At 73.4% G+C, this 4,582-nt stretch carries 1 protein-coding gene and 1 pseudogene; both read left to right on the top strand.

Translation table 11 applies throughout. The features are described from left to right. Window positions 1-4,170 (top strand): amino acid adenylation domain-containing protein (locus ABY44_RS01650; protein WP_431640780.1); only part of this gene is annotated, 4,170 nt, incomplete at its 5' end. Further along, window positions 4,160-4,582: pseudogene (locus ABY44_RS01645) on the top strand (GNAT family N-acetyltransferase); the annotation flags it as partial. The gene ABY44_RS01650 and the pseudogene ABY44_RS01645, both read left to right, overlap by 11 nt.

Below are 4,582 nucleotides of genomic sequence, written 5' to 3'. Positions count from 1 at the left end.
GTGTTTTCGCTCGACGCGCGCATCGGCGCGCAACTGCGCGCATTCGCGGCCGCATCGGGCGCCACGCCGTTCGCGGTGCTGCTCGCCGCGCTCGATGCGCTGCTCGCGCGCGCGACGGGCGATGCGCGGATCTGCGTCGGCGTGCCGGCCGCGAACCGCGAACGCGCGGAAGTCGCCGGCCTGATCGGCTTCTTCGTCAACACGCTGGCGATCGACGTCGACGTGCCCGCGCACGGCGATTTCTCGTCGCTGGTCGCGCGCACGCAGCGTGCGCTCGTCGACGCGCAGATGCATCAGGACGTGCCGTTCGAGCAGGTGGTCGACGCGCTCGGCGTGCCGCGCAGCGCGAGCCACCATCCGCTGTTCCAGGTGATGGCCGCGTACGGCGAGCGTCGCGCGTTGCCGGCGCTCGGCGCGGCGTCGGCCGCGTTGCTGCCGTCCGGTACACCCTCCGCGAAATTCGACCTGACGCTGTCGGTCGAAGCGACGCCGGACGGCACCTTCGACGCCGCGTTCATCTACGCGCTCGACCTGTTCGATGCGGATGCGATCGAACGGCTGGCCGCGCGCTTCGTCACGCTGCTCGCCGATGCGCTCGCGCGCCCCGACATGCCGGTCGGCGATCTCGACTGGCTGCCCGCCGCCGAGCGCGCGCAGCTCCTTGCATGGAACGCGCCGGCCGGCGCGACCGATGCCGAGCCGTTCATGCCCGTGCATGCACGCATCGCCGCGCATGCGCAGGCACGGCCCGACGCGCGCGGCGTCGCCGATATCGATCGTGCGTTCACGCGCGGCGAAGTCGATGCGCGCGCGGCCCGCCTGGCGCGCCATCTGGTGGCGGCCGGCGTACGGCCGGAAATGCGGGTCGGCGTCGCGCTGCAGCGCTCGGTCGACCTGCTCGTCGCGCTGATCGCGGTATTGAAGTCGGGCGCCGCGTTCGTGCCGCTCGATCCGGCTCATCCGCGCGAACGGCTCGCGCAGATCGTCGGCGACGCGAACATCGCGCACGTGCTGACCGACGGCGCGAGCGCCGCGTCGCTGCCCGAGCTGCCGGCGCTGCGCGTGTGGCGCGCCGATGAAGTCGCTGCGCTCGACGAAGCGGCGCACGTCGTGCTGCCGGACGTGCTGCCGGGGCACGCGGCTTATGCGATCTACACGTCGGGCTCGACCGGCAAGCCGAAGGGCGTGATCGTCGACCATGCATCGTTCGCGCTGCATTGCGCGGCGATCGCCGAGCGCTACGGCGCCGGCGAGCAGGACGTGTTCCTGCTGTTCCAGTCGGTCAACTTCGACGGCGCGCATGAAGGCTGGTTCTCGCAATACATGTCGGGCGCCGCCGTGTCGGTGACGGCCGACGTGCTGTGGCCGCCCGCGCAGACCTGCGCGATGATGGTCCGCGACGCCGTGACGATGACCTACGTGCCGCCCGGCTGCGCCGCGCAGCTCGCCGAATGGGCGCTCGCGCACGGCGCGCCGCCGACGCTGCGGTCGCTGACCGTCGGCGGCGAAGCGACGTCGCGCGAGGCGTTCGCGATGCTGCGCCGCGCGCTGCCGAACGTGCGCGTGGTCAACGGCTACGGGCCGACCGAGACGGTCATCACGCCGACGCTGTGGATGTTCCGGCCCGGCGACGATCTCGCGAAGCTCGGCGACGCCGCGTACCTGCCGATCGGTACGCTGGTCGGCGCACGCACCGCGCACGTGCTCGACGAGCGGCTGCATCCGCTGCCGGTCGGCGTGATCGGCGAACTGTACCTGGGCGGCGAGGGGATCGGCGTCGCGCGCGGCTATCTCGACCGTCCGGCGCTGACGGCCGAGCGTTTCGTGCCCGATCCGTACGGCGCGCCGGGCGCGCGGCTGTACCGCACGGGCGACCTCGTGCGGCGCCGCGCGGACGGCGTGTTCGACTTCATCGGCCGCGTCGACCACCAGGTGAAGCTGCGCGGGCTGCGCATCGAACTCGGCGAGATCGAGGCGCAGCTTGCCGCGCACGACGCGGTGCGTGAAGCATGCGCGGTCGTGCACGGGCAGGGCGCACTCGCGCAGCTCGTCGCGTACGTCGAGCTGACCGCCGACGCACGGGCGGCCGCGCAGCCGGTCGAAGCCGCGACGCTCGAAGCACACCTGCGCCGCACGCTGCCCGATTACATGGTGCCCGCGCAGCTGATCGTGCTGGACGCGCTGCCGCGCAACGCGAACAGCAAGGTCGACCGCGCACGGCTGCCGGCGCCCGTGCGTGTCGAACGCGCGTACGAAGCGCCGCAGGACGGCGACGAAGCCGCGCTCGCGGCGATCTGGTGCGACGTGCTGAATCTCGAGCGTGTGGGCCGGGGCGATCACTTCTTCGATCTCGGCGGCCATTCGCTCGCCGCCGTGCGCGTCGCGACGCGCGTGGCCGAACGGCTCGGCCGCGACGTGCCGGTGCGCGCGCTGTTCGAAGCGCCGGTGCTCGCGCAGTACGCGCGCCAGGTGGCCGATGCGCCGCGCGCCGCGTATGCCGGTGCCGCGGCGCCGGGCGTTGCGGTGGCGCAACCGGACGCCCACGGCGTGTGGCCGCTGTCGCCGGCGCAGCTCGGCCTGTGGTTCCTGTGGCGCGCGCAGCCGGACAGCGCCGCGTACAACATTCCGGTCGCGCTGCGGGTGCGCGGCCCGCTCGACGTCGATGCGCTGCGTGCGGCCTTCTCGGATGTCGCGGCCGTGCATCCGGCGCTGCGCGCACGGCTCGTGGCGCGTGACGGCGCGCTGCCGGGCCAGCGGATCGACGCGGGCGTTTCCGTCGAACTGCCGGTGATCGACCTGTCGGCGCAAGCCGATGCGCTTGCCCGCGCGGCGGCGCTGACCGACGAGGATGCGCTCGCGCCGTTCGACCTCGCGGCCGATGCGCCGCTGTGGCGCGCGCGGGTGCTGCGGCTCGGCTCGGACGATCACGTGCTATCGCTGACGATTCATCACATCGTGTCGGACGGCGAATCGATCGAGCTGTGGCTCGATGCGGTTCGCGCGCGCTATGTCGCCCGCGTGCAGGGCGGGGCCGTGGCGGCCGGGGAGATCGTCCAGCCGGTCGCCCGGCCGCTCGTGCTGCCCGCGCCGTGCCATCCGGCCCGCGTCGCTTACTGGCGCGATGCGCTGGCCGACCTGCCGGCGCGCCTGCTGCCGCAGCGCGCCAACGCGCCGGCCGTGCCGCAATGGCGCGCGGCGCGCATCGCGTTCGAATTCGACGGCGCGCTGATCCGCGCCGCACGCGATACGGCATCGGCCGCGCACGCGACGCTGCCGATGCTGCTGCACGCGGCGCTCAACACCGCCTTGTTCCGCGCGACGGGTGCGGCCGACCAGCCGGTCGGCGTGCTCGCGTCGACGCGCGAGCTGACGGGCGACGCGGCCCGCGAAGCGCTCGGCCTCTTCATCAATTCGGTCGTCGTGCGTACGCGGATCGACCCGGCCGCGCGTCGCGCGGACGTGCTGGCACAGGTGCGCGACACGGCACTCGCGGCCTATGCGCACGCCGACGTGCCGTTCGCGGACGTCGTCGCGGCGCTGCGCGCGCCGCGTGCCGCGCAGGCCAATCCGCTGTTCCAGGTGATGTTCAACTACCTGCGCCCGACCGGTGCCGCCGCGCGCGACTGGGCCGGCCTGTCGCTGGCCGGGTTCGACGAGGTGCGCCATCGCGTCGTGTTCACGCTGGAGCTGGACGTCGTCGAGCATCCGGACGGGCGCGTGAGCGCCGCGTTCTCGTATGCGGACGAACTGCTCGACCGCCGCTTCGTCGATGCGCTCGTCGACGTTTACCACGACGAAGTCGCGCGCTTCGCCGGCGCGTCGGAAGCCGCGCTCGGCGCGCCCGACACGCATACCGCTGCGCAAGCGTCGCCGCGCGCGCACGCGGCAGGCGACGCACGCGCTGCAACGTCGTCACGCGCACCGCATGCGGCTGCCGTGCTCGCGGTGCTGTGGTCCGACACGTTCGCGACGGCCGCGCCCGAGCCCGATGCCGACCTGTTCGAAGCGGGCGCGACGTCGTTCGACGTCGTGCGCTTCGTCGACGCGGCCAGCCGGGCCGGTCACGCGCTGACGGTCGCCGACCTGTTCGCGTCGCCGACCTTCGCGGCACTCGGCGCGCGGCTCGACGCATGCACGGAAACGGGACTGGAGGAACGCCATGCTGGCTGAAGTGCGTCCGGACGGATTCACGATGCTCGATACCTATCGCCTCGCGTTCGCGGACGGCCTGTTCGCCGTGCGCGACGGCGCGGAGATCCGCGTCGCGCAGGGCGACGGCATCGGCGCGCAGCTGTTGCGCGCGCAACTCGGCGACGACGGCGCGCTGCGCCTCGTCGCATACAACCATCGCGCGTCGCCGGCCGACCAGCGGCGTGCGCTGCTGGCCGCATTGGCCGCGGCGTTTTCCGACAGCGCGCGCCACGCGTCGATCCGGCTCGACCCGGCCGCATGGCCGGCGGTCGCGCTCGATGCGCTGCGCGCGAGCGGCGTGCTCGCCGACGCCGGCCGTTGCATGCGCGAAGGCTGGGCGCAACAGGCCGACCTGTGGCTCGTCGGCCCGCATCTGCCGTGCGCGACGCTG

Source organism: Burkholderia sp. ZZQ-2 (genome assembly GCF_050768715.1).
GTDB lineage: Bacteria > Pseudomonadota > Gammaproteobacteria > Burkholderiales > Burkholderiaceae > Burkholderia > Burkholderia cepacia.
This window is presented reverse-complemented; position numbering and strand designations above follow the sequence as displayed.